Source organism: Chitinophagales bacterium, from assembly GCA_041392475.1.
Classification (GTDB): domain Bacteria; phylum Bacteroidota; class Bacteroidia; order Chitinophagales; family UBA2359; genus JAUHXA01.
In genome coordinates, this window is the sequence record JAWKLZ010000002.1 from 769356 (window position 1) to 793756 (window position 24401).

Genomic DNA, 24401 nt, shown 5'->3' on the forward strand with positions numbered 1-24401 from the left:
TATTGGGATGTTTGAAAATCACTATGCTTTCAAAAGAAAACTTCAAAAGTTTCATTTCATTCCACCAAAATCTTCAATGAACAAAATCATATATCAGCCTCCCGCATAAGGCGGCAACAAAGCAACTTCATCTCCATCTTTCAATACAAAATCATCATCATGCACAATTTCTTGATTGACTGCAATGTGGTGTGTATATGATGCCAGTTTTGGATATAGATTAAGAAGTTGTTTTCTTAGTAAGCCTATCTGCTGAATATCCTGAACAGCAATCATTTTTGTTTGGGCAACATCGGTGAGAACGCCCCAAAATAATACGTTTACTTTCATTTTTTTATGTTGAAGTGTTCGTGTGTTAATGTTTGAGTTTGATTGTGGTTTTCGCAATTTAATTTTGATTTGAAAAATACTGCTTTTCTGTTTCAAAATCCAAGAATGGATATTGGATTTCCAAAACTTCAATTAACTTCAATTGTCGCTGCAAAAAAAACAAATGAGCCTGGCTTTTTGGATTTCGAGGACGGTGATTTTTGGCATTCAAAATCTTCTCTATTTTCCCCTTCAATTTCTCTGTAGCATCATCAAAATATACCGTTTGAAACTTTTCCCAAATATAGTCAATTGCAGTGGTATTGGGATGCAACATATCTGACTCATAGAAGCGGTAATCTCGCAAATCGTCCATCATAATTTCATAAGCAGGAAAATAATGTGTATTTTCTATCTTTTGCTTCAATTCATGTATTGCCACCAAAAGTGTCGATTTACTCAACTGATTGTCAATCGCTCCGTTTTTCCAGTGGCGAATAGGACTTAGCGTAAAAATGGTTTGCAATTTTGGGTTTACCTCTTGAATTTGCTGCAATGTAGGTACAAGCGTATCAACGATGTCTTTTACCGATACTTGATAATGGTCGAATTGTTTTTGGGGAATCTTGTGGCAATTTGCTACTATTTGCCCCGATTCTTTCCATTTATAGACAAAGGATGTTCCAAAAGTGAGGATTAAATAATCGGTTTGCTTCAGAAAATCTGTTGCCCTTTTCAGTTCCTGATTAATGCGTTGAAGGCATTGATTTTGGTCGGTATTTGAAAATTTACCGTGGTGCTTCCAACTGTGCCATTGTTCATTGAAGTAGTGTAAGTCGTTGATGGTAAAAGGTTTTTCGGCGAGCAAACTTTGCAGACAAGCATTGAGAGACATAGGATTGTACAAAATACCAAAGGGGTTCACCATTGCAGGAAATTTTAGGCTTTGCATTTGGTTTCCAATATTTTCTGTAAAACATGAACCTATGAATAGGCATTTGTTTTGGTAGGTAATTTTGTGAGGCGAAGGAATCACTTGAATAGATGTTCTAAATTCCATCGACTATTTTTTTGATTTGTTCTATACTCAAACCCGTTGTTTTGCTCACTATTTCGATGTCGGCGAATTGCAGCATGGTTTTGGCAATTTGTTCTTTTTCTTTTTCTGCTTTCTCCAATGCTTCTAACCTTTGTTGCTCTGCTTTCTCCAATGCTGCCTTTTTTTCTTTTTCCGCTTGCTCCAAGATTTCCTTCTCTCGTTTTTGAACATCTTGTTCAATCAAATCCCCATATTCTGTTCGGTATTCTATCTCTCGAAGTTGTCGTTCGGTATAGCCCGACAAATCCAAATCACCAAAAGCTTCGACTACTTCATCTGTGTGAATGGCGTTTCGTATTTGTTCGGCTCGTCTTGGGTCAGGAATCACATCCAATACCAGCCATTCAGCCAAAGTATTTTGATGTTGAGTCCGCAAGATTTTTACCAATTCCTTCCATTTTGGTAGATTTCGAGGGTACAATGCCTTGATGGTCCAGTCAAATGTCCAATCCGAATCCTCTTTGTTGGAACACAAAGAAACCGTTTCTACAATATCGTTGTGCGGAGGTTTGAGGTCAAACAACCAGCACACACTGTAACAAGCAACGACATTGGAGTAATCGTCACCAGACTTGAATTGGCTGGAATAATTGCGACAATGGTAGTCCAAAAATCGAGGAATAGCCAATTTGTTGGTGCCTTTTTGGATTTCTATCAAGATTCGATTTCCTTCTTGGTCTTTGCAGAAAATATCTATGACATTGTGTTTGCTTTCATTGACCAATCTATTTTTTCCCTTAATGATGAATTCCGTTTCGCTAAAAGATACTTCTTGAATAGGAGATTTTAAGTTTTCTTTCAATACGGCATTGAGAAAAGCTCGTGTGATGTGCGGTTTTTTGCCAAACACTCTTTTGAAGAAAATATCGTATTTTATTCGTCCAAATTCCATGAGATTTTTATATTTTGAAAACTCTGGCAAAATAGCTGCCCATTTCCTCGACCAAGGCATCTTTATTATCCTCTACTTCAATGCCTGCCAATGCTTTAGCCAAGCGTTTTTTGTACTCCAACTGCATTTGGCGACCAATTTGGATGCGCTGTGCTTGTGGTGAACCTGCGCCGTGCATAGATTCGGTGAGATAGCCAACGGCATTGCGTCCGAGAGTCATGTTTTCTATCAAACGCAAAATTCGCATTCGATGTTCTGTTTTGACATCTGCCCGTCCTTGCAAATATTTTTGGATCAATTTACCGATTTTGGGATGGTTCAGTTCTTGTTCAGAAGGCATAGTAGCAACCAATCCGCCCGCCAAGTCTTGCGCCAATCGTCCAATTTCGTAGGGCATTTTGGTGACATGGTGTTTGCAGACATTCGACAACATTCCGTCACAGATATAGGCTCCCGATTTGGTGGCATACCCTTGATGGGAAGACGCAATTCCTGTGGCGTAAATGGTTTCGTTGAGATGGGTCATTTCCACGAGTTTGTCCTTGATGTGCGATACATTTGGGATACCATTGTAGTCTGCAATGGTTGCTGCTGCGCCAATCAAAACATCCCCCAATCCGCTTTTGCAGACATAGCTCCTTCGGTGATAGGCGGTGAAACGCTCTACCAACATGGAAGCAAAATCGTATTCGCCATCCATGAAAATATATTTGTTGGGAATAAATACTTCCTCAAAAATCACCATTGCCTCCTGTCCTCCATATTTTGCATTTCCAACATCTATATCTCCTGCTTCCATGCTCCGCATATCACAACTTTGCCGACCGTATATATAAGTAATTCCTTTTGCATCAACGGGTACTGCACCAACAATTGCATAATCTTTGTCGCCTTCTCCCAATCGCATCGTTGGCATGACCAGCATCCAATGTGAATTAATGCAGCCTGTTTGGTGGGCTTTTGCGCCGCTGATGTAAACTCCTTCGGCGGTTCGGCGGACAACATGCACAAACATATCTGGGTCAGCTTGTTGGTGTGGGGCCAAACTTCTGTCACCTTTCACATCAGTCATCGCTCCTCCAATCACATGGTTGTAGCGATGCGTAAGGGCGATGAACTCTTTGAAGCGTTGGTGATAAGGAGTATTGTATTTTTCATCTATTTCGTAACTAACTGAATACAAAGAATTAAAAGCATCCATTCCAACGCAGCGTTGAAAACAAGTACCTGTCAATTGTCCTAATTTTCGCTGCATTTTGTTCTGCAATACCATATCCTCGGTACTTGTCACAACGTGTAAGAAACGGCTGATACGCTCTCCTGTGAAAGGTGAAATGACGGATGCCAATTCGGGGGCTTCAATGGCTAAATCATACGTCCGCGCAAGGGCATTGATGGACGGCCGAATCATGGGATGGTCAACGGGTTCTTCAACGAGCTCTCCAAAAAGATAAATTACTAATTTTCTTCCTCTTAGGCTATTGATGTAGTCTTCGCCTGTGGTGATTTTTTTGTGTTTGGGAGGAGATATTGTATCTGGTAACATCTTGATTGCGTAATTTTAAGGAAATAAGGATTGTTGTATTTGGGATGTCCAACAACATTTTCCAAAGATATTAAATCCTTTTTAAAATCAGGCATCCGCTTTCACTTCCATTTCAACTTCCTCCTATTCAAAATATTCATCATAAATCCATTTACTCCCCACAAAATCAAACTGAAGGCAATGGCAGTGAGCCAATTATTGACATAAAAACCCACAGTCAATTGATCTATCATCAATATCAATGCAGAATTGAGAATGAGAATGAATAAGCCTAATGTTGTGAGGGTTTTTGGCAAGGTTAAAAAGGCAAGTATCGGGCGGCTAAAGGTATTGATTACTGCAAGCCACATAGATACGACAAAAGCTGCCATAAAGCCCTTGACAAGTACACCCGGTAATATATATGCAGTGATGACCACTGCAATACTATTGATGAGTAAATTCACCAATCGCTTTTGCATGGAGTTCTTACTTTGGTTAACTTAAATATTTCCAAAAAAGGTGGGCTTCTATTTTAATGACCAAAAAGACATAGAAGTTCCAGAATCGTTGATTTTTCTTCGATTTTTATGTTTAAGAGTGGTAAGAGAATGGTTTAAATTCGAGCGTACACCTACCAATTCCGTGTATTGAAAGTGGAGCATCTATTTCCCGAATTTTGGTAATAAACAAAAGTAAATCAATAAAAAATGATGTTGTGGTTGGTATATAGTAGATGGCAGAAAAATAATTCCTTTTGATTGATTACTTATATCTTGTGATACGGAAAAGGAGGCGATGGGTTGGGTTTTGAATGTCTGTTTAATGTAAAGAAATTGAATTAGGGGATATTTATAAAAAATGCTTATCAGATATGTGGAACAATATCCGATAAGCATTGAAGGTATAGTCTATGAAACTTGATTTTTAGTTAGTAGGTTTGTCTGGAGCGGGTGCACTTGCATGAAAATCTTGAAAAACCCTTTGTGCATATTGGTCTAATAATTCCAGCACACGTTCACGTTTATCGGATTTTACAATCATTCCTATGTGGTGGTCTTTGTACATTTTCCAGCAGATTTCAGCATCCGTAAAGCTGCTGTAGTCAGGATGTTGGTACTTGATGAGGGATACAATAATACCTGTATAATGCTTTTGAATCTTGGGTAGTTTATAGCCACCGCCCGTAGCTTTCGCCACTTCAATTTTTGCCCACTCTCCCCATAAGTTGATGTCAGACGAAAATTCTACCATTTCGGCAAGATGTGCGCCTCCTACTCTTGAAGAAGTTTCTAAAAAGTAAAACTCGCCCGTTTCTTTCGACTTGATATACTCTGTATGAGAGGCACTGTATTGCATTCCAAAAGCTTTCATCACTTCTTTGTTGAGTTTCTGCAATTCTTTGTCATCTTTTCCGCCATATTGTGCTATACTTGAACGGAATATACCTCCGCCATGAGCTACTTCAAAGGGAGTATTTAGGTATTGTGAAGTACGTGCAAAAATTACTTTACCATCTACACTCAAAGCATCTACATGAAACACATCTCCTGGCCGAAACTGCTCAATGAGGTAATTGTGTCTTTTTTCACCGAGTTTTTCTAGATGTTTCCAAAGATCTTCGGCAGAATGAATTTTGGTAATCCCCGTTGCAGAGGCTTCTGAGCGTGGTTTGACCAACCAAGGGGCTTCTACTTTTGCTACATAATCATGAATTTCTTGGTCGTTGAATAAACCACTAAATGCAGGAACATTGATTCCTGCATCTGCTGCTTTCACCCGCATGGCCAATTTATCACGAAAATAGCGGCAAGTTGTTTGCCCCATTCCTGAAATGCGAAAATGCTCTCTTAGCAATGCTGCTTTTTCTACATCAAAATCATCCAATGCTACAATTCTATCTATCTTTCTGGTTCGCATCAACCAAGACATCCCTTGAATCATATCTGCTTGATTCCATTGTCCGTCCTCATTTTCCACCATATAAAATGTTTCATCAATAGCTTCTTTAGGCCATTTTTCATGCTCCAGTTTTTTAGATGTAAGCAAATACACTTTACTGCCTGTTGCTTTACAAGCACGTAGAAAATCTGCTCCTTTAAAAAAAGAAGCGATACAGAGAAAGGTTGGTTTCATATCCATATTTTGTTGATGTAAAATAGAATTGTTAGGTTTGAGTGTTGATTTTGGGGGCGCAAAGGTAGAAAAATTGAAGGAGGAAAAACAGATACGAAGGTTAATATTTCGTTAAGAAAAAACGGATTGATTAGAGTGATATTTACCTCTAACCAATCCGTTTTAGGAACACCGCATTGATTTGTTTGTGTTATTGTTGTGAGCGAATCGAATGCAAGTTGTATTTCAATTGCTCTACTTTTTGGATTTGTTCGTGGGTCATTTTATTTCTATCTTCTTGAATCAAGCTATTTTGTTCAATATCTGTTTCTGCTTTATTGATTGCTTGTTTATAATTTTCAATGTCTTTGACAAGTTGGTCGTATTCAGCCTGCAATTTTTGTCTGGCCTTGTCCATTTGGTACAAAGTTTTTTCTTCTGTTTCTAATTCTTCGCTCACTGCTTTGTAGGATTCTGTAATTGCAAAATCTCGTATCATTGCCAAACCTACTTCGTATTTTTCTGCATTGGTAGGGCTTGCGAGATATCCTTTTTCTTCTCCCAAATCGAAAAATACTTTTAGAAGAGTACCTTCTGGATGTGGCTGAACCATTGAGTAGATATCTACTGTATTTTCGCTGAGTCCGTCAATGTATGCCTCTTTAGATAAAAATTCACTTCCATACATTTTTGGTTTTGCACCAAAGTCTTTGAGATATTTTTTCCAACTTTTTGCTACATCAACTGCATTCGCACTCGGAATAGATACCCTGATTCCTGGTCGCTGTCCTTGACTCATAAACTCGAAGATTTCTGTTGATTCAACAGCGGGAGGAGCTTCCAATTCTATTTGTAGCGGACCGATTGTTACCGTTTGTTTACCATTATCTTGAGAAGGAGGAATGGGAGTTTCACCCATTTGCATTGAAGGTTGTGACGATTCGGCGGGTTTGTTATTACTTGCATTTGGGGGGATAAATTGGTATTGATTGGGGGTTTGTGCAAGGGAACTTTCCGCAAACATCATCAATAATCCAGCAAGTATCGTAAGTATGACTTTAGATTTTTCCATATTACTAATATAAGGGTTTTTATTGAAATTTTAAATGATTGTTGAAATTTTGGTATTATTGGTTAAAAATAAGCCCTAATACTGCGATAAGCACTATTAGGGCTTGCTATAATAGGATTTATTGTAGCAAAGTTAAAAAAATATCTTGCAGTTACTAACTACAACGAATTTTTGAGGTGATATGGTATATATTATCTACCGACCAATTCTCAATCCATTTTTATATTTTACCACAAAAGCATCGCCATAGCCCCGTTGTTTTAATTCTAACAAGGCTTGTTCTACATTTGTTTTATCTGTGAAACTACCTAAAATAACCCGTTTTACACCTGTACTAGTTGTTTCGGTATCGACAAATCCCAAATCGTTTAGTTGATTGAAAGTTGCCATATCTGGTGAGCGATAAGCACCCAACTGAATTTTATATTCTGTGCCTTCTCCGATTGAGCTTGAGGAAGATGCAGTAAAGTCCGTTGTAATATCAGTATCATCAATTGTCTCGGTAGTCGTTGCAGTAGTAGTTGTGGTCGTTGTGTTATTCGTATCTGGCACATAATAATCATAAACACCTTTGCCTGAAGTAGATGTTCCTGATTGAATACAACAATTTTTATCAAGGATCACTTCACCTGTAATGGGGTCTCTGTCATAGTAAGTAGGCGTATTGTTGTTGGTGTAAGGCGTGGTAGTGCTTGAACTGCTACCACTATATGTGCTGGAATTGGAGGTACTTGAATCGATATTGTAGTCATAACTTGAAGTAGAGGAACTGCTGCTACTTGAACTTGAATAACTGCTGCTTCCGCTGCTACTTGTATGTGATAGTCGTTTACCACCACTACCAAAATAACGAGGTAGGCTATAAATTGCATTGGAGTTATATCCTGTAATTACAAATTCAGTACGTCTATTTTCTTGATGTTTGCCTTCATCACAAGGTACGCCATCTGCACATTCGTTGGTCAATTGGTTTTCACCATAACCTTTTGCAGTCATTCTGCTGGGCACTACACCACGTGAGGTGATGTAATTTAAGGCAGATTGCGCTCGTTTATCAGAGAGGTCATCATTATAAGGATGTGTTCCTCTGGAATCTGTATGAGAACGAAGGTCAATGACTATACCTGGATTTTCGAACATAAACTTCACCACTTTGTCCAATTCTATAGATGCATCTGAACGTATGTTGGATTTGTCAAAATCATAGTAGATGTGGTTCAATTGAGGTAAAACTCCGTCCAAGATAGGGTGATTTGGATCACTTCCCTTTCCATCATCTTTGAAAGTAATATCTGTTTTATTGCTATTTGGTGTGTTTCCGTTTGATATACTGCTATTTCCTTCTCCAATATTGGTTCGAGGGTCTCCTCCTTGGCTGTAAGGATTGTCACCGTCTCCAGTATATGGATTGTCACTATTTCCATTATATGGGTTGCCGCCATTACCACTATTTCCACGATTTGTATTGTTTGCATCTAAAGGAATTGGAGCAATTTCAATGTCCATACCTATCTTATTTTGCAGTGGATCTTCGCAGTCTATTCCTCTTGTAGAAACCGTCTTATTGGCAGTGAAATAGAATTCTTTGGTAGCATATATTACATAATCTGACTCAGAATTTAAGTAAGACTGATACATCCCATCCGATTCGGTGACGAAGGTATTGTCATCACGGGTATCGGCATTGGTGATTGTGACAATGGCACCGCTAACAGGCAATCCTGTGGCTTTGTCGATTACCATTCCTTTCACTTCGCATCCTCCTTCGCCTGATGGGCCTGAACCTTCTGGACAGATTGGAATTTTCACGTTTATTTGTCTACCGTTCATACCTCCTACTGTAGAGATGCTTTCTTTTCCTTCTTGGTAGCCCATTTTGGTTGCTACAACGGTATATTCCTTATCAGGTGAAACAGGAAAGCTGAAAGTTCCATTGAAGGTAGTTTTCTTTTTTTGCATGATTTTAGCTCCATCCATCAATTGTACCATCGAACCTTCAATGGGTACTTGTGTATTGCAGTCAATGACTACACCTGTCATGATGTTGGTAAGTTTAGTGAAACTGTAAATATCATCGTCCCCTTTTCCGCCAGAACGGTTAGAAGAAAAATATCCTTTCTTATTGGTTGCGTCAATAATCATTGCAAAATCATCACCATTCGTATTGATAGGATAGCGAAGGTTGTCAGGACTACTCCAAGTTCCATCTTCCAATAACATGGTTGAGAAAAGGTCTAAACCTCCCAATCCAGGAAGTGCATCGGATGCAAAATAAAGGGTGCCGTCATCAGCCATAAAAGGAAACATTTCGTGCCCTTCGGTATTGATTTCTGGCCCCAAGTTCTCGGGTGCTCCCCAACTATCACCACTTCTATAACTGACATACATATCTACGCCACCATAACCTCCTGGCATATCTGAAGCGAAATACAAGGCTTGTCCATCAGGAGAAAGTGCTGGATGGCCTACTGAGTAGTCATCACTATTGAAGGGAATCGATTTAATTTCGCCCCATTTATCTCCTTCTGATTTTGACTCATAAATTTGAAGATTGACCGTTTTGAGTTTTTCTTCTGTATCATAGCCTATCTTGCCTTTGAAGTAATTGTTTCGTGTGAAATACATGGTTTCGAAGTCTTTGGAAAAACTTACTGTTCCTTCGTGCATCCAAGTATTTACTTTGCCTTTGAAGCTTTCGGGCGTACCAAGTTCTGAAGGATTTTCATCACTTTCGTTTTCGGAGTAAAAAAGGTCTAAGAAAGGGGCATTTCGCCAATTATACGTGCGTTGTGCGTGTTTTTCGCTTTGTTCAGAAGCATATACAATCCCTTCTTTGTAGAAAGCGGGACCAAAATCTGCCAAACTGGAGTTGATGTTATTGGCGAGGCTGACCTCATAAATGCCTGGATCGGTCAGAAAATAAGTAGATTCTTCGCAAGCTTCTACTTGTCTTAGTCCTCTTGTATCGGCAGGCACCAATTGTGCATACTCCAAAAAGAATTCTTTGGCTTCTTCAAATTTACCGTTGGCTTTCAAAGCCATTGCATAATAGTACTTGTGAATAGGCTCGCTTTCTGCAAGTTCTACCACCTGCTCATACCAGTATTCTGCCTCAACTGGCATGTTCATGTATCGGTAAGTATCCGCTAATTTTATTTTTGCTTCTGCAATATCATCTTTTGCCAATACACGCTTGTACTCTTCAGCAGCTTCTGGAAAGGAGAATCTATCAAATAAGCTATTGGCTTTTTTCACTCTCGGATCTTGAGTCTGTGCATCAGCCTCACTTAATTGTAGGACACAAGCAATAAACAAAAAAAGTATGACGATAAGTCGGTTATGTTTCATCGGAAAGGGGTTTAACAAATTCAATAATAGTACACAGTTGCAAATCAGGGTTTGACTAGTGTTTTTACAAAAACAATACCAAAGTAAAACTTGATACTTGGAATTGCCACTTTTCAAATTTATATAAGTTCAATTGTAGTATAGTTATGAGTGGATATTTGAACAGGTATAGTATTTGGGTTCGAAAGATGTATAGATTGTGAGTGGTTGGGGGTTTAAATAATTGGCTTCAATTTGATTAGAACTGATTGCTACCAATAGGTTATACCTGTTAATACGTAGAATAGGGCTTGTAAAAATACAGAATAATGTCATAAAATTCAAATCTATGTCATTTATTTGTCATTTTTTCAACTTAAAATAAATAGGTTTCAAATTCTGACCTTTTTCATATATTAATAATAAAAACAATGACTACAATCTTTGCACCGTTTTTAACTTGCTTAACCAAGCTTTTAAGGTGCTTTTGAAAACAAACAACATAGTCAATGAAGTGAATATAAATTGCATAATACTTGCCTGAGTGTAATTCATATAAGTCTGCTGTGCTGAAAAGAAGCCTATCACCAAAATGGTAGTAGTTGCGATGAAGGGGAGATATATTCTAGGAGATTTCAAAGGAAATAAATAACTCGGGTAAAATACACACAATAGAATGAACACAAGAATACGGGTCACAAGAGAAGCAATCACTGCGCCCCAAATTTGAAGGAGAGGAATAAGCCAAAGATTGAGTACAACGATTAATAACGTTGAGGCAACTTGAATTTGAAAGGTTGTTTTGGTGTTTTTATAATAATAAAACTGTTGATAAGCAAGATAGCTAATAGCGGAAAAGAGATATCCTATCGAATAGATAAAAATGTATACTTGGATGGCCAAATAATCCTTCTTTGTAATGACCCAATGAATATGTCCCACCAAAAGGACAATACCCGATACGGCAAATACGGTAAGTAAAAAGTAAAACTCATAGAGTTGTTGAATTTCTTTCCGTTGTGTAGTTTTTTCTTTTTCTAATGCTTCATAAAAAAATGGTAGTATAGCTGCTCTTACTGCAAAGTAAGCCAATTCTATTGCACCAGCCAAAACATTCAATAAACTATAAATACCGACCAAACTCAAGGTACAAAACCGTTCTATGATAAATTTGTCTCCAAAAGAATAGAACCAATCTAGTAGGGTTTGAGGAAGAAAATACTTGACAAACTGAAAAGGACGTACAAAATATTTCCAGTCAATACGCCAAGTCAAATATTCTCGATTCAAATGCAATACTGCAATCGCTATGACCCAACTGCCAATACTTTTGCCTGCTAATACTCCAACTACGCCCCAACCTGCCAATACAAACAAGACCTGTAAGCCTGTACTTAGAAAAATGCTGCTGAGTTGTAGTACTGCATAAAAACGCAATTGTTTTTTATTGCGGAGATAGGCCATGTAAGGAGCATGAAAATTATACGCTACGCCTTGAAGTGTGGCTAAATAACCATACGGATAAAAAGTAAGTGCATCATCTTTAAAACCTATGCGAAACAAACTTTCTCCAAATAAAAATATAATAGCGGTACTGAAAATGCTGAGATATAGGGTAAGGGTGAGCATTTGCCCTAAAAAGCGCCGCAATCGTTCATAGTTGTGGTGGTAATTGTAGTAAAAGGTAAAAAAAGCAGAAGTAATACTCAATGCACAAATCATCCCAATTAAGGTGGAATAATTTCCCATCAATGACAAGATACCATACTCTTCACTCGGAAAGTAGTTTAAGTAGAATGGCTGCAACAAAACCAAGGAAACGAAAGGTTGCAGAAAAAAAAGAAAACTGTATAGTATGGTTGAACTAATGAGTTTTTGCTGCATTAGAAAGGTCAATGAGTTTTAATGAACATCAAAAATAGATTTATTTGTTTTTGTATTATTGGGTTTTTATTACAAAATATTATTCCTTGCTCAAAAAAATCTTTTGTAATATTAAATCATTTTATTTCAATTAATAATTATTTATTATAAATAAAATATGCAAAGTAAATTAATGCTGGCTTACAATACTTTCATCAGGTCAAGCTTTGTTCAAACAAAACACCAATCACAACTATCTTTGAAGTATGGCGTAAAATTTGTTGTATTCTGAATATTAATTGTAGCGCAAATATCCTGAAAATGCTACTGCGAAAACCTACCCAGTGATAGTTCTCAGAGAACTCTATTCAAAAACCCCAAGACTCTATAATACCACAAGAGGATTATATACAAATAAGAAAAACAATATTTTTATTATTTGTATGGATTTATCCAAAATAATATAAACCAACAGCAATAAAAAAAAATCATTATACTATGTTGATAGTGAAATTACTATGCCTACAACTATCGACTCGCATTTCATCTTTCCTTATTAGGCAACCTGCCAATTACTATAATTACCAACTTTTAGGTGTCAAAGTTACCACCTTTTCTTTCAAGAAAGTAAACACATATAATAGCAGTGTTTCTCTCATCAAAAAAGATGAATTTAAATGCAGTTACTTCCGTCACAAATAAGGCATTCTGTAAGTAAAGACGGAACATAATTACAATAAAAGTGAAGTAATCTACAAACGTTTGATTCTTGAAACTACCATTTCATAATTTTTGGAATGGTAAGTAGAACAATACTCACTAAATCAATATTTTTTTTCACTATTTTAAATCTACCCATAGGTTATGAAAAATTCAATCTCCCTATTTAGTATTCTTTTTGCACTTTGTGTATTCACACAAAATATTCATGCTCAATCTGATTTGACAAAAATCATCAGAACTGACAAAGTACCCAATAGTGGTTTTTTTGATGTAAAAGTCACCAACTTCTTATTCAAGAAAGTTGATGATAACAATAATGTTGTAGCTTTCACAGAAGCCGATGCCCAAAAGTTATATGCTTTCTTTGAAAAAGAAACTGGTGTCGTATATGTTGAATCTCACACGATTGACAAAAGTATAAAAGTCATTAGTCTAATTCAAACAGATGGCAAATCACTATTTGATTACAAAGTATTTGTAGATATGCTGGATCAATTAGGATATATAGTCACTCAACTTCGCTGCAAAACCCAAAAACAGTACATTGCCTCTACTCTATCTAAAGAAGAAAATAAAATCATGGTTCAAATTGCCAGTGAAAAAGAAACCGAATGTAATGATTGTAACAATTTAAAAATCAGCAAAGAAGATCTGGAAATGTTCAGAAATATGGACTATGGTGGAAGTGTCATTCAAATAGATTTAGGCAGCGATTCAGGTAGCATTATTGATATGAATTAGTATTCTCATAGAAACAAGCATTTATGGAAAAAGAACTTTTGGTGCAATTCTGTAAACTATATTCAAAGCTAAATAAGAACACTTTCACACCAAAATACACGAATAATGTGTAATAAAAAATGCTTCTAATTCTAATTGGTAAATAATGAAAAAATAGACTATATGAGCAATTATTGATGATTGTTTCATAAAATTTAGAAAGCCTTATCTGCCATCAAAAGCAAATAAGGTTTTTCTTTTTGGTATGGTTTCTGTAATAATTAATAGAAAACAACTTGAAAAAAGATTAACAGTGCCAAAACCAAGTATCAAATAAAATTATTTCCAATATTCTTATACTATTTTTTACAATTAAATCCACAGGCCATTATGAAGAAATCCATCCTATTGTTGTTTTTTGTGGTTTCCATGGGAAATTCAACTATCCATGCTCAAGACAATTCATTGATTGAAACCGATATGATTGAAGTAAGCGGTTTTTTTGACGTAAAAACTACGGACTTCACCTTCAAAAAAGTAGATGCCAATAACCGTATTATTGCTTTTACAACAGAAGATCTCGAATATTTAAAAACGTTTTTTGAAAATCAAGAAGGCGTTTTGAGAGTAGAAGGCGATAAACTGGACAAAACGGTACAGGTTGTTAGTTTACTCGAAAAAGATGGGCAAATTTTCTTTCAACATCGTGAGATTGCCGAAGTATTGAACCAAGATGGGTTTGTTACCATCCGCCTCAGAACCCGTTCCAACAGTCGCTACCTTGTTGCATCACATACAATCACGAATAAAGAGGATGAGATGACAGCCGAGCTTATTAGCGAAGAAAAAGTAGAAAATTGCAATGAATGTGGAGAAGTACAAGTAAGTAAAGAAGTCTTGGACTTATTGAAAAACATGGATTTTGGTGGCGAAATGTTTAACATGAGTTCCGACAGCACCAATCAATTCAAACCAACGACTGATATGCAGTAAATATCTGCACCAATTATTTACAGAAATCTACTATTAAACGCATCAAATCTTCAAACTCAGTGAGGGGAAGTGTTTCAGGACGATCATATATATCGTGATATGCTTGAATGCCTCCTAATGTATAAATAAAGAAACAGGGTACCCCCTGTTTATAAAAAAACCAATGGTCGCTATTAGCTGCTTCCCCTCTCTTTTTTATTGCAGGCAAATATTGTTTCTCTTCATTAATAAGCTCCAATTTAGTAAACGCCGTAGGGAATTCAAATGCATTGACTGCTGTAATTCCTTCTTCTCCAGTTCCAACCAAATCAAGGTTCAACAAAAATTTTATCTGTTTGATCGGAAATAAAGGGTTTTCGACAAAGTGCCTCGAACCAATTAAACCCAATTCCTCTGCTCCAAATGCAATAAACACAATCGAATAATCGGGTGGGTTTTCAGAATAGTATTTTGCCAAATTGAGCAACATCGCTACTCCACTTGCATTGTCATTTGCACCAGGAATATATTGATTTGCCCCCAAATGCCCCAAGTGATCGTAGTGAGCAGTAAGCACATATAGAGAATCTCGATAGCGTGTGCCTTTGATAAATCCCAATACATTTTGTGTTTGATATGAAGTTTCAAAAGAAGCATCAATATTGATTCCGACATCTTTTATTTTCTCAGGCTTTGCAGCTCGATTTATTTGTATGTGTGTGAAATTGTCTACGTTACTCGCCACATGCCATGTCAATTTTTCTTCTACACTGATAAATGCTGCTGCATCTAAATGACTTCCAATAAATAGATTAATCCGTTCCCTAGCTTTCGCTGCATTTTCATTCTCATAATCAAATACAACCACTTTATCTGTGTAGGATTTATTGAGCATCAACTTATTAAAAGTACTTCGATTTAATAGTTTATTCTCCTTCAAATGCACTGCTTTAAAGCTTCCTGATTGCCCCTTTGCAGAAGGTGAAACAATAAAATCTTTTCCTGCCTCTAATTCAATACCATTCACACTCAGCAACATATCCTCAGAAAAAGTATTCACTGCAACCATAAATTCTTGGTAATAACTCTCTCCAAAGGGTTGCACGCCCCACCGTTTAAACTCTTCGGCAATGAACACAGCAGCTTTCGTTTCCCCTTCTAATACATAGCCCCTACCATGCATATCTGGCGCACAAAGAGCATCAATTACTTCACGAGCATAGCTGAGTTCTTGAGCAATGCCATTGGTACAAAAAATAATTAAATAAATAAGAACAATTTTTTTGATGACTCTCATGATTTTAAGTTTGTGTTTTAGAGCAACATAATAGGTAAAAGTTCAAAAATTTACCACACATTTTTTCTTATTACAGAAAAAATAAACAAAAAATTGGCTACAAAGCGAAATATCTTTACCTTTGCAGACTGAAAAAAAAAAAGGCTTATGTTCGCAATAGTAGAAATAGCTGGTCAACAATTCAAAGTTCAAAATGGACAGGAAATATTTGTTAACCGCTTAGATGCCGAAGAAGGGGCATCAGTAGATTTTGATAGAGTGTTGCTTACCTCCAATGGAGATGATGTAAGCATAGGTGCGCCTGTTGTGAGTGGCGCAAATGTTTCCGCTACCGTTCTGGAACACCTAAAAGGAGATAAAGTAATTGTCTTCAAAAAGAAAAGACGGAAAGGTTATAAAGTAAAAAATGGGCATCGCCCTTACCTAACCAAATTAAAAATCAATAGCATTGGTTGATAATTTGGTAAGGGTATGAATGGAGACAATTTAGTAAATAACAGATTTTTATAAAATAATTTTGTCATGGCTCATAAGAAAGGTCAAGGTAGTAGTAGAAACGGACGTGACTCGCAGAGTAAGCGACTTGGCGTAAAAGTATATGGTGGACAAGTAGCTATTGCTGGCAACATTATTGTTCGCCAAAGAGGTACTAAATTCCACCCTGGTAACGGTGTAGGTATTGGCAAAGACCATACAATATTTGCAACAACTGATGGATTGGTAACTTTTGTGAAAGGGCGCAAAGACCGCACTTTCATATCTGTACTTCCTTTTGAAGACGAAGATATCACAATTGATACTCCCAAAACAACTGTTGCTGAAATGCCCGAAGCAACCTCTACTAAAGAAAAAGTAGAACAAACAAACGGGTATGATGCTTCCAACAACTCAGGTGAAGATGAAAAACCTGAGCCTGCCGTTGGCAACGAAGCTGAATAAAATTTAAATACACATTAAAATTCATATCTAACCCCAAAGTGGTAATCTTTATCGCTTTGGGGTTTGGTGTGTTTGATATACTCCATTGCTAATTAAATATCGCACAAGAGTGAACAAAAGCTTGTTTAAGACATTTATATACAAACCTTTCATACTAATTTTATTCATACTTCTATATTGAAACAATAATACGAGTATTTTTTGATGAAACCAATGAGCGAAATAAATGACATATACGAATGGATGGAATTGTACCTTTTAGGTCAATTGAAAGAAAAAGATTTGGAAAAATTTGAGGAGAAACTTACCAAGTGTAAGGATTTTGCAGCAGATCTACACATGATGGAGATAGAAATGTATGAGGATGACCTCTTACCTATTGAAAGAAAAAGGATGTTCGAAGACCGATTGAAAAATGACGAGGAACTCGCAAAAGAATTCGCAATCTATATAGCATCCTTCGAAATCGCTAAGTTTTTTGACAATCAAGGAAACTGCAAACATCCATCCTTTGAGTACCAACAACCATTACCTAATAAAAACCTACCTACCGTAAAGAATATATTATTGACCTTTTGCCAATCAATATGGAAGCGATTTGTATACCTCTTCAGTTCTTTACTGCCTCAGCAAAAAATTGAAGAGTAAAATAATTACTTGAAAATCAAAATTTGATTACTCTACAAATATCAATTGAAGTAGTCCCTCATCTTATCAAAGAAGTTCTTATCTCCCTTACTTGGATTTGGCTGAAAATTTGGAGAGTTGCGTAGTTTTTCTAAAGCACTTCTCTCCCCGGCACTGACCGTCTTAGGTATCCAAACATTTACTTCCACTAACTGATCACCTGTTCCATAAGAGTTTACAGATGGAATACCTTTACCCTTCAATCGGAAAATTTTACCAGAAGGAGTTCCTGGTGGAATCTTTATTTTAGCTTTACTATTAATGGTCGGAATCTCTACGGTAGTTCCTAAAGTAGCATCTATAAAGCTGATATGCAATGCATAAATCAAATCATTGCCTTCTCTCTGAAGGTCTTCGTGTGGAGTCTCTTCAATGCCAATAATCAAATCTCCAGCAGCACCACCACGTTCTCCCGCATTTCCTTTACCTGTCATAGACAACTGAATTCCCTCGCTCACACCCGCAGGAATGTCAATCGTAATCGTTTCGTCGCCATATACACGACCATCGCCTTTACAAGTATTACATTTATTGATAATCATTTTGCCCGATCCCTGACAACTCGGACAAGTTGTGGTCGTTTGCATTTGCCCCAAAAAAGTATTGGTAACCTGTCGAACAGCTCCCATACCATTGCAAGTCGTACAAGTTGAAAAAGCACTGCCGTCCTTCGCCCCTGTTCCAGAACAAGTATCACAACCGACATATTTCGCAACTTTTATCTTTTTCTGCGTGCCTTGAGCAATCTCTTCCAAAGTCAGTTTTACACGTACTCTCAAATTTGTCCCCCTCTGCCCAGTACCTCTTTGCTGTCGTCCGCCTCCACGCGCACGAGCACCTCCAAAAATATCACCGAAAATATCGCCAAAATTTTCAAAAATATCTTCAATATTCATGCCTCCGCCTTGGAATCCGCCGCCAGCACCTCCTTTCACACCTGCATGACCAAATCGGTCGTATCTTGCTCTCTTATCCTTGTCACTCAGCACCTCATACGCCTCAGCAGCCTCCTTAAACTTAGCCTCAGATGCTGCATCTCCTGGGTTTCTATCAGGGTGATATTTGAGTGCTTCCTTTCGATAAGCTTTTTTTATCTCCTCTTCAGTAGAAGTTTTAGAAACACCTAATATCTCGTAATAATCTCGCTTTGCCATTATGATAGATTGATTTATCTCTTGTAATTATTCCTAACGTTTTTTTATTTTACCTTTTAGTACATTGAGTCATTTACCCACTACAACCTTTGCATAGCGAATTATCTTATCATTCAAATAATATCCATCTTCCAAAACATCTATAACCTTGCCTTGCAAATCAGGATGAGGAGCAGGAATTTCTGTCAGTGCTTCGTGGTATTCTGGGTCAAAATCTTTGCCTTTAGCATCCATCACCTCCAATCCTTTTTGTTCAAGTGTTGTTTTGAATTTATTGAAAATCAAACTAAAACCCTTCAATGCCTCTTTTGCAGTTGGATCTGTTACTTTTTCACTGGCTTTGAAAGCACGGTCAAAATCATCCAATATTGGCAACATATTCACAATCACATCCTTACCTGCTGTCTTTATCAAATCTATGCGTTCACGAGAAGTTCTACGTTTGTAGTTTTCAAACTCTGCTACTGATCGCATAAATTTATCTTTCCACCGTGTCGTTTCTTCCTGTGCTTGTGCCAATTTTTGTTCTACACTCAAATTCTTATCCGCCTCTTTGTCAGTTTTTTCAGTTGCATCTTCCATTACAGCATCTTCGTCCTCCTCCTCTACTTCCAATCCATCCAAGTCAGATTCCGCAAATACTTGATCTACAATTTTCTTAGCTTCTTTTTCAGCCATTTCTTGCATCGTCACTTCTATATTTTTTTTACTCATTGTCTAATTTTATTTTTAGCCTGTCGAATATCACCAAAAGCAACCAAAAAGTTTGCCAATGAACATTATCCGACAAAATGGCAGTATTCATTAAAATAAAAAGAAATTTTATCACTCCATGCGCCTTCTCAATTCATAATCCATCCATGCAAACGTTCGATTGATGCCAATAATGAGACCTCGTTCGTCTATCAGAAAATACGCAGGAATTTCCTCCAACTGAAACTCCTCAACATATTTAGAAGTAAAAGCGGTTGTATCAATAAATTGATATTGCCAACTTGGGTGTTTTCGCTTCAATGCTCGTTCCCAAGACTTTCGGTTTTCATCCAATGAAATGCTATAAATCTCAAACCCTTCAGCATCTCCAATTTTGGCATCTTTGTACTTTGCATACATTTTCTCCATTTCTGGAAAAGCTTCCAAACAAGGCTTACACCACGAAGCCCAAAAATCCACCAATACAATTTTATTTTTGAAAGAAGTCAAGGCAATCCGATTCCCCAAAGTATCCACCGCTTCAATGGCAGGAGCTTTTACTCCATTCATTAACCTTTTAGGCTGATTAGCAGACGTACATTGAAGAAACACCAATGCTAAAACCATTAAAACTACAGACAAATACATTTTCATTCCTAAGCTATTCTATGAGAGTCCGGGAGTTAATTTTAAAAAAATGGCCTGACTCTTTCACTAAAAATCAAACTATTGAAAAGCCAAACTTCCGAAATCCTTATTGTTTCTGCAAAATCATCAGAGAGCAAACAATCTTTTGTGCGTTTTGTTACTGCAAAATTAACAGAATATTTAGTCATTGAGAACAATAGGAAAATAACATTGCATTTCATCGTAAAAAATGATTAACTTTCCTCTACCAATTCTAAACACCAAAAAAGTCCGTCCGCCGATATGAAAAAGAAAAATTTACACTTCATTCTCTGTTCCTTTTTCACACTTTTTGTTTTTCAAAACTGCAATACACCCCAAGTTGCAATAACTACCAGCACCAACAATTCCATTGAAGCAAAAACTGCAGGTATGGAAAAAATGGACGGCTATATGCCTTTTTATTGGGACGAAAAAGCAGGTAAAATATGGTTGGAAATCAGTCGATTGAATACAGAGTTTTTGTATGTCAACTCCCTTGCAGCAGGTGTAGGCTCCAATGATATTGGCTTAGATAGAGGACAGTTGGGAGGTGAGCGAGTGGTCAAATTCATGCGAACGGGGCCCAAAATATTGCTGGTACAGCCCAATTACCGCTTTCGAGCAGAAAGTGACAACAAAGATGAGCGTCAATCAGTAGAAGAAGCTTTTGCACAATCTGTGTTGTGGGGCTTTGAAGTTGTGGCAGAAACTGATGAGCGGATGTTGGTAGATGCTAGCAGCTTTTTGCTGCAAGATGCCCACCATGTTGCCGAAACATTGCAGCAAACAGAGCAGGGCAACTATAGTTTGGATGCTTCCCGTTCAGCTTTTTACCTCGCTCGCACCAAAAATTTCCCCCAAAATACAGAATTTGAAGCAACGCTAACCTTCACAGGTAAAGCAAAAGGTGGCTACATTCGAGCCGTCACTCCAAGTCCCGAATCAGTGACTGTTCGCCAACATCATTCTTTTGTGCAACTACCTGACAACGAATACCAACCCCGCAAATTCGACCCTCGTTCTGGATATTTTGCCTTGAGCTACTACGACTACGCAACTCCAATTGACCAACCGCTTCAAAAACAATTCATTTACCGCCACCGATTGAAGAAAAAAAACCCTTTGGCAAGTATGAGCGAAGCCATCGAACCCATTGTGTATTATTTGGATAGAGGCACACCCGAACCGATTCGCTCTGCTTTGATGGATGGAGCAAGATGGTGGAATGAGGCCTTTGAAGAAGCGGGTTACAAAGATGCGTTTCGAGTCGAAATTTTGCCCGAAGATGCCGATCCTATGGATGTTCGCTACAATTTGATTCAGTGGGTGCATCGTGCTTCAAGGGGTTGGTCTTATGGTAGTTCGGTTTCAGATCCACGCACTGGCGAAATCATCAAAGGACATGTAAGTTTGGGTTCATTGCGGGTACGGCAGGATTTTTTGATTGCCGAGGGTTTGATAGCACCCTATGAGGAAGGCAAGGCGGTTTCTAAGGAAATGGAGCAAATGGCTTTGGCAAGACTTCGACAATTGGCAGCGCATGAGGTGGGACATACGCTGGGTTTGGCGCACAATTTTGCAGCAAGTCGAGACAGTCGGGCTTCGGTGATGGACTATCCCTATCCCTACATCACATTGAAGGAAGATGGCAGTCTGGATTTTTCAGAGGCTTACGATACAGGCATTGGCGAATGGGACAAACGAGCAATTGTCTATGGTTATCAAGATTTTCCAAAAGACGTGAATGAGCTGGATCAAATTATGGAAGAAACTTTGGACATGGGATTTGGCTATATGTCTGACAGCGATGCACGAGCTTCTGGTGGCGCACATCCCAACGCCCACCTTTGGGACAATGGTGAATCGGCTGTTGAAGAATTGCAGCGTTTGTTGGAGGTACGTAGAGTAGCATTGCAGCGATTTGGACCTGCTAATATTCCGATGGCTGCGCCAATGGCGAATTTAGAGGAAGTGTTGGTTCCTTTGTATTTGTCGCACCGCTATCAGCTTGAAGCAGTTGCAAAAATAGTGGGCGGGTTGGATTATACCTATGCGATGCGTGGAGATGGTCAAATTCCTACGCAGTTGCTACCCGTCAAACTTCAAAAAGAGGCTTTGGAGTCGCTCTTAGGTTTAGTAGATGCCGAGTTTTTGGCTTTGCCTGAAAATATTTTGACCTTGATTCCGCCCAAACCGATGGGATTGTACCGAACAAGAGAGAGCTTCAATGCCCGAACAGGTTTGACCTTCGATCCGATTACGGCTGCTGAAAGTGCCGCTAATCCTGTGATTGAACTTTTATTGCACCCACAACGGGCAGCGAGATTGGTAGAATACCATGCTCGATTCGATACTTTGCCGAGTTTGGAAGGGGTGATAGATGCACTTTTTGCCGCGACTTGGAAAAAAACTTACTCCAATGCTTACCATGCCGAAATTGGACGGGTCGTGGATAGGTTGGTTTTACACCATTTACTGCAATTAGCTGCAAACGAATCTATTGCAGGTCAAGTACGTGCAGTGGCATTGTGGAAAGTGGGTGAGTTGGAAAATTGGCTACAGGCTGCCTTACGTAGAAGTGTGGCTTCGGCAGACAAAGCGCATTATACGCTTGCCATTGCAGATATTGAGCGTTTTCGAGAACATCCCGAAGAGTTTAAGGTGATGACTCCCAAGGATATGCCTGATGGTTCGCCGATAGGGTGTGGGCATTGAACTGCTTAAATCCCCCCATAAATCCGCTCATACTCCTCATGTATCTTAAAGAACATCGGCAATGCTTCGTAAGAAAAGCGAGTAGGGGCATTGCTGAGGATAGCGATTCCAATATTTTTGATAGGATGTATTGCTATTTCGGTTTTGTAGCCATTCACATAGCCGCTGTGGTAAATCAATTGCTCTTCGTTGGGAAAATCCAACACACGCCAACCCATTGCATAGTAGGCTTTTTTCATGTATTTCCAATAAGCAAATTGATTGTTGCGACGAGGAGTGCGTATGACAGGTTCAAAAATTTGGGAAAGTGTGCTGCCTTGAATAAAATTGGCATCATAGCCCATCATGGCTTTCAGCCATTTACCCATATCGGTAATGCTTGCATTTACCCCCGCAGCAGGAACAACGGTATAGTAATTTTCGAGAATATCAGTGGGAACGCATTTGCTGCCATAGTTTTTGTGGGGAAAAGCAATGTTGTCTTCTGCCATAAAATCCTCACAAGTTGCAGACGCTTGCAGCATATCCAAAGGCGCAAAAACTCTTTCCTCCAATAGTTGAGAATAGGTCTTTCCCGTCACCTTTTCCACTATGTCGCTAATGAGGCTATACACCACATTTTGGTAGCTGTAATGTTTACCGACATCGCCAATCACGTCCACTGTTTTGAGTTCCTCCACCATTTCGTCAAAAGTATAGCCTTCTTCAATCAAATTGGTGTAGGCGTGTTTTGGCAAACTTGTAGTGTGGCTCAAGAGGTTGCGAATGGTCAAAGCTTCAGTGTTTTTCTTGTTGGCGAGGTAGAAATTAGGTAGGTATTGGGTTACTTTATCATCCCAACTCAACAAACCATCTTCAACCAACAACCCCGTCAATACAGGTGCAAAACCTTTAGAAACAGACCCTAAACGAAAAACGGTATGTTCGTCAATCGCTTCTTTGGAGGTTGCAGATTTCGTACCAAAACCCTTCGATAAGATAACTTGCCCGTCTTTCACAATCGCAATCGCAGCACCAGGTGTATGGGTGCTTTCCATCAGCATATCTGCAAAGTTTTCGTATTCGTCGAGCATCAAAGGTAGCCATGGAGCGACTGACTCAGGAAGTAATTTGGACTTAGGGTGAGGAATGTATCCCGCATCGGAAAGTGAGATGGATACAAACAGTAAAAATAATAGCAATAAAGCTCTGCTCATGTAAGTCTTGTGTTGGTGAAAAAATGCTTGATTTGGGATAGCAAACATTTCAATGACAAAGTTATGCCATTTTTACGAAAATCAGTGACTTTTATTGTGTGAAAGGGTTAGAAATGTTCAAGGTTCAATGCAAAGTTACAAATCTTTAGCTTCAATCCCTCTAACCCGATACCCATACCGATACCTCCTCTCCCCCAACAAATACTCCACATGCGTCCGAGGCTGCCAACTATTATCTCCCCCCAAACCCTGCTGCTGAAAATCCACATTGAAGGTCACAAAAGGAGCATCTTGCAGTTCAATGGTATGTTTGGCGACAGTCAAATTTTGAAGTGAATAGACTTGTACGGATTTGATTATGATAGAGTTATGTGAAAAGTGATTTGTTGTGTGCAATTATTTTCCTCTTGAAAAACATTTGTTATAATCAAAAT

General features: G+C 38.2%; 20 protein-coding genes and 1 pseudogene. 6 read left to right on the plus strand and 15 right to left on the minus strand.

Annotated elements, in window-relative coordinates:
- Nucleotides 1–93: 93 nt before the first annotated feature.
- The 9 genes from R3E32_16540 to R3E32_16580 all read right to left on the minus strand — a co-directional run bounded on the left by R3E32_16540 (nt 94) and on the right by R3E32_16580 (nt 12223).
- The gene (locus tag R3E32_16540) at nt 94–330 is read right to left on the minus strand and encodes a MoaD/ThiS family protein (protein ID MEZ4886346.1); all 237 of its coding nucleotides are present in this window, start codon (nt 328–330) and stop codon (nt 94–96) included.
- Between the two features lie 58 nt (nt 331–388).
- Nucleotides 389–1369 carry a GSCFA domain-containing protein gene (locus R3E32_16545; protein ID MEZ4886347.1) on the minus strand — a complete coding sequence of 327 codons (981 nt, stop codon included), beginning with the start codon at nt 1367–1369 and terminating at the stop codon, nt 389–391.
- Nucleotides 1359–2300: an Rpn family recombination-promoting nuclease/putative transposase gene (locus R3E32_16550; protein ID MEZ4886348.1), complete on the minus strand. Its 942-nt coding sequence runs from the start codon at nt 2298–2300 to the stop codon at nt 1359–1361. The genes R3E32_16545 and R3E32_16550 overlap by 11 nt, the downstream gene beginning before the upstream one ends.
- A 7-nt stretch (nt 2301–2307) precedes the next feature.
- Nucleotides 2308–3846, minus strand: a complete 1539-nt coding sequence (locus tag R3E32_16555) for a 4-hydroxyphenylacetate 3-hydroxylase N-terminal domain-containing protein (GenBank protein ID MEZ4886349.1) — start codon at nt 3844–3846, stop codon at nt 2308–2310.
- Between the two features lie 101 nt (nt 3847–3947).
- Entirely contained in the window at nt 3948–4307 is a 360-nt protein-coding gene (locus tag R3E32_16560; GenBank protein MEZ4886350.1) for a phage holin family protein, read from the minus strand.
- Nucleotides 4308–4752: 445 nt separating this feature from the next.
- A complete protein-coding gene (locus R3E32_16565) occupies nt 4753–5961 on the minus strand; it encodes a hypothetical protein (GenBank protein MEZ4886351.1) in 1209 nt (402 codons plus the stop codon).
- Nucleotides 5962–6151: 190 nt separating this feature from the next.
- Entirely contained in the window at nt 6152–7012 is an 861-nt protein-coding gene (locus R3E32_16570; protein MEZ4886352.1) for a hypothetical protein, read from the minus strand.
- A 195-nt stretch (nt 7013–7207) separates the two neighbouring features.
- A complete protein-coding gene (locus tag R3E32_16575) occupies nt 7208–10360 on the minus strand; it encodes an OmpA family protein (protein MEZ4886353.1) in 3153 nt (1050 codons plus the stop codon).
- A 414-nt stretch (nt 10361–10774) separates the two neighbouring features.
- The gene (locus R3E32_16580; GenBank protein MEZ4886354.1) at nt 10775–12223 is read right to left on the minus strand and encodes an oligosaccharide flippase family protein; all 1449 of its coding nucleotides are present in this window, start codon (nt 12221–12223) and stop codon (nt 10775–10777) included.
- An 843-nt stretch (nt 12224–13066) separates the two neighbouring features.
- On the opposite strand from R3E32_16580, the gene R3E32_16585 reads away from it, so the two are divergent.
- Nucleotides 13067–13666, plus strand: coding sequence for a hypothetical protein (locus R3E32_16585; protein ID MEZ4886355.1), 600 nt, complete (start codon nt 13067–13069; stop codon nt 13664–13666).
- Nucleotides 13667–14035: 369 nt separating this feature from the next.
- Entirely contained in the window at nt 14036–14638 is a 603-nt protein-coding gene (locus R3E32_16590; protein MEZ4886356.1) for a hypothetical protein, read from the plus strand.
- Between the two features lie 13 nt (nt 14639–14651).
- On the opposite strand, the gene R3E32_16595 is transcribed toward R3E32_16590, so the two are convergent.
- Nucleotides 14652–15914, minus strand: a complete 1263-nt coding sequence (locus tag R3E32_16595) for a M28 family peptidase (GenBank protein ID MEZ4886357.1) — start codon at nt 15912–15914, stop codon at nt 14652–14654.
- Nucleotides 15915–16061: 147 nt separating this feature from the next.
- Here R3E32_16595 and rplU point away from each other — a divergent pair, with 147 nt between their 5' ends.
- From rplU to R3E32_16610, 3 genes and pseudogenes are all read left to right on the plus strand, one after another.
- A complete protein-coding gene (gene rplU / locus R3E32_16600) occupies nt 16062–16370 on the plus strand; it encodes a 50S ribosomal protein L21 (protein MEZ4886358.1) in 309 nt (102 codons plus the stop codon).
- A gap of 66 nt (nt 16371–16436) precedes the next feature.
- A pseudogene (gene rpmA / locus R3E32_16605) lies at nt 16437–16682 on the plus strand (50S ribosomal protein L27).
- A gap of 384 nt (nt 16683–17066) precedes the next feature.
- Entirely contained in the window at nt 17067–17501 is a 435-nt protein-coding gene (locus R3E32_16610) for a hypothetical protein (protein ID MEZ4886359.1), read from the plus strand.
- A gap of 41 nt (nt 17502–17542) precedes the next feature.
- Here the strand turns inward: R3E32_16610 and dnaJ are convergent, their stop codons facing one another.
- The 3 genes from dnaJ to R3E32_16625 form a co-directional block, all read right to left on the minus strand.
- On the minus strand, nt 17543–18694 hold the full coding sequence (gene dnaJ, locus R3E32_16615; protein ID MEZ4886360.1) for a molecular chaperone DnaJ: 1152 nt from the start codon (nt 18692–18694) through the stop codon (nt 17543–17545).
- A 69-nt stretch (nt 18695–18763) separates the two neighbouring features.
- Nucleotides 18764–19408 (minus strand): nucleotide exchange factor GrpE, encoded by a 645-nt coding sequence (locus R3E32_16620; protein ID MEZ4886361.1) that lies wholly within the window; start codon nt 19406–19408, stop codon nt 18764–18766.
- Nucleotides 19409–19519: 111 nt separating this feature from the next.
- On the minus strand, nt 19520–19957 hold the full coding sequence (locus R3E32_16625; GenBank protein MEZ4886362.1) for a TlpA disulfide reductase family protein: 438 nt from the start codon (nt 19955–19957) through the stop codon (nt 19520–19522).
- A 360-nt stretch (nt 19958–20317) separates the two neighbouring features.
- Here R3E32_16625 and R3E32_16630 point away from each other — a divergent pair, with 360 nt between their 5' ends.
- Nucleotides 20318–22771, plus strand: a complete 2454-nt coding sequence (locus R3E32_16630) for a zinc-dependent metalloprotease (GenBank protein MEZ4886363.1) — start codon at nt 20318–20320, stop codon at nt 22769–22771.
- A 5-nt stretch (nt 22772–22776) separates the two neighbouring features.
- On the opposite strand, the gene R3E32_16635 is transcribed toward R3E32_16630, so the two are convergent.
- Together R3E32_16635 and R3E32_16640 are read right to left on the minus strand one after the other, a co-directional pair.
- Nucleotides 22777–23967, minus strand: a complete 1191-nt coding sequence (locus R3E32_16635; GenBank protein ID MEZ4886364.1) for a serine hydrolase domain-containing protein — start codon at nt 23965–23967, stop codon at nt 22777–22779.
- A 135-nt stretch (nt 23968–24102) separates the two neighbouring features.
- Nucleotides 24103–24363, minus strand: coding sequence for a hypothetical protein (locus R3E32_16640; protein ID MEZ4886365.1), 261 nt, complete (start codon nt 24361–24363; stop codon nt 24103–24105).
- Between the last annotated feature and the right edge of the window lie 38 nt (nt 24364–24401).